General features: G+C 68.1%; 1 protein-coding gene and 2 pseudogenes. 1 reads left to right on the top strand and 2 read right to left on the bottom strand.

Annotated elements, in window-relative coordinates:
• Nucleotides 1-258, bottom strand: a pseudogene (locus ACSLTV_RS35975) (transposase family protein); the annotation flags it as partial.
• A gap of 592 nt (nt 259-850) precedes the next feature.
• On the opposite strand from ACSLTV_RS35975, the gene ltrA reads away from it, so the two are divergent.
• Nucleotides 851-2,320 carry a group II intron reverse transcriptase/maturase gene (gene ltrA, locus ACSLTV_RS35970; protein ID WP_435613719.1) on the top strand — a complete coding sequence of 490 codons (1,470 nt, stop codon included), beginning with the start codon at nt 851-853 and terminating at the stop codon, nt 2,318-2,320.
• Between the two features lie 115 nt (nt 2,321-2,435).
• Here the strand turns inward: ltrA and ACSLTV_RS35965 are convergent.
• Nucleotides 2,436-2,789: pseudogene (locus ACSLTV_RS35965) on the bottom strand (helix-turn-helix domain-containing protein); the annotation flags it as partial.
• Between the last annotated feature and the right edge of the window lie 108 nt (nt 2,790-2,897).

Here is a 2,897-nt window from a genome sequence, read left to right as displayed (position 1 = left end):
TGACCGCCTGCTGGCCTGCGGAGAGGGTGTCCCATCGTCCCCAGCACGGGGTGCGGACGGTGCCGCCGGCGCCTCGGTAGCCCTTGTCGGCCCAGCACGGGATGTCTGCCTCGGCGAGGGGTCGACGATGCCGTGTTCACGGGCCGCGCGAACATCGTGGACGGCACCGGGCAGGGCCGGTGAGGCCCACAGCAGCCGACCGAAGGGGTCGGCGATCACCTGCACGTTCATCCCGTGCCTCTTGTGTTTGCCGGAGTGTGCGCCGTGAGGCGCTTGCTGTTCGAGTGGAGGTGAAAGACCACCGCCATCGCCCTGTCGCAGCAGGGCGGTTGAAGCTGGGGGCAGCCTGAACCGGGAGGTGCCGGGGAGGGCGGGAAGCAGCCCCGACAAAGCCGGGACGTGCCAGTACTGCCAGATGGTGCGGTCCGGCAAGCGAGACGGCGAGGAGTACGCGAGGAACCGGCGTCTACGCCTCCTTAAGGCACGCCAGCTCGAACCTGGTGGATGAGGGCTGGATGCGGTGCGTCCCTGCTGGATGTTCGGCCGGCGGGGAACTTTCCGGGTGGTCTATTTCGGTCGCGCGGGGAGGCCACGGTGAAGTGCTGCGGGGTAGCCGTGGCGAGGCCGCGGGGGCATAGCCGGGCTCCTACTCCGACGATCGAACAGCGAGCGAACACGGGAACCGTCCCGGCGCTGCCCTCTACCTGCGCGCCCAGCGCAGGCGACGGGCTGGGTCCACCGTCGGCCGACCGTACCGGGAGGGGGCGGAGCCGCCGAAGTACTCCGAGCCGGGGAAAGCCCGGCACTTGGGGAAGGGCGGCAGCGGTATCGAGAAGGGAAGGACGCTGCCATGCCGAAAGACGCGCCGCCGAATGGCGGTGCTCTGCTGACCGATGCCCAACTCGGGCCCCGGCAGCGGGTATCGGGGATGCAGGCCAAGCTTCACCGTTGGGCGGTGGCCGATGACGGCCGCAGGTTCGACGATCTGTTCAACCTCGTGTGCGACCCGGCGACGCTGCTCGTGGCGTTCGAACGGGTCGCGAGCAACAAGGGAGCCCGAACCCCGGGCGTCGACGACCTCACCGTTGTCAACGTCGAGCGGGAACTCGGCCTCCCGGGCTACCTGGAGGACCTGCGCCACGTACTGAAGACGGGTGAATTCCGCCCGCTGTCGGTACGCGAACGCAAGATCCCCAAGCCTGGCGGGAGCGGGAAGGTGCGCAAGCTCGGCATCCCGACCGTCTCCGACCGGGTGGTCCAGGCAGCTCTCAAGCTGGTGCTGGAGCCGATCTTCGAGGCCGACTTTCTGCCGGTCTCCTACGGATTCAGGCCCATGCGGCGCGCACACGACGCGATCGCCGAGATCCACCGCTACGGCACCAACGGCTATCGATGGGGGCTGGACGCGGACATCGAGGCGTGCTTCGACTCCATCGACCACACGGCCCTCATGGACCGAGTGCGCGCGAGGGTCAAGGACAAGCGCGTGCTGCGGCTGGTCAAGGCGTTCCTCAAGGCCGGAGTCCTCACCGAGGGCGGCAGTCGCGAGGAGACCTTCACCGGCACCCCGCAGGGTGGCGTCCTCTCCCCGCTCCTGGCGAACATCGCTCTGTCCGCGCTCGACGAGCACGTGATGGAGCCATGGGAGCCGGGCGGGCGGATGTCCACCAGAGGCAGGCGGGCACACCACCGTCATCACGGCCGCCCGAACTGGCGCATCGTCCGCTACGCGGACGCCTTCGTCGTCCTGGTCGACGGCTGTCGCGACGACGTCGCCCGCCTGCGCGAGGACATCGCCGACGTTCTGCACCCTCTCGGGCCGCGGCTGTCACCGGCCAAGACTCAGATCGTGCACATGTCGGACGGGTTCGACTTCCTTGGGTTCTACATCCAGTGGCGCCGCAAGCGGGGCTCGAACAAGTGGTACGTCTACACCTTCATCGCCGAGAGGCCCATCCGGCAGCTGAAGGACAAGGTCCGTGCCCTGACGAACAGAACGTCGCAGCAGGACCCGGGGACCGTGCTGAAGAGGATCAACCAGATTCTGCGCGGCTGGGGCAACTACTTCAAGCGCGCGGTATGCAAGACCACGCTGAAAACCCTGGACCACTTCGTATGGCGACGGGTGACCAGCTGGTGGATGGTGCTGCACCGCTGGAGGTGGAAGGACGTACGCCGACGCTTCACTGACCGCAACGGCCGGTGGCACAAGCTCTCGGCGGACGGGATCGAACTGTTCCCCATGGTCTCGATCGCGGTCACCCGCTATCGCTACCGGGGCAACACGATCCCCAACCCCTGGACACTCAACCACGCTTGAACGGCAGAGACCGTGGAGAGCCCGGTGCGGTGAGAGCCGCACGCCGGGTTCGGCGAGCGGCACGGAGAAACGGACCGATGGCAACATCGGCACCGCGCTCCGTGCCGACTCAACAGAACGGCCGGTCCGCGGCGATGCGGTCGATGGGCAGGAGCGTGCCGTCCAGGATCAGGTACGCCTTCGCCGAAGCGGTACGCACCGCGTCGGTCAGGCCGGGGGCGAGAGCGGCCAGGAGCTCGACCGCTTCGGTGACGTAGCGGTAGGCCGTCGTGGTGCCGATGCCGAACCCGGCTCCGAGCTGGGCATAGGTGTGGCCCATCCGCAGGTGGGCGAGGGTGAGAAGGGCCTGGCGGCCGGCGCTCAGGCGCCGCCACCGGGAGCCGATCGCGCGGCGGTGGCGCCGCAGCTGCTGCGTGAGGAAGCGAAGGGCGGAGCTGGACACGTCGACGCCCGACGGGTAGACAAGCACGTGAAGCCTCTGGTGGAGCCGGTTCTCTTGGTCGAAAACCCATCTACCAGGGGCTTCACCACGTTGTCAGTCCAACAGCCGCACGCCAGAACCAGGTTGGAAAAGGCT

It is taken from the genome of Streptomyces sp. bgisy159 (assembly GCF_965341775.1).
In the GTDB taxonomy this organism is placed as follows: Bacteria; Actinomycetota; Actinomycetes; order Streptomycetales; family Streptomycetaceae; genus Streptomyces.
Note: the sequence above shows the minus strand (reverse complement) of the source record. Positions and strands in the feature narration are given on the sequence as shown.

Coding starts and splice junctions, on each gene's coding strand:
- ltrA (WP_435613719.1), top strand. CDS start 851: ATGCCGAAAGACGCGCCGCCGAATGGCGGTGCTCTGCTGACCGATGCC.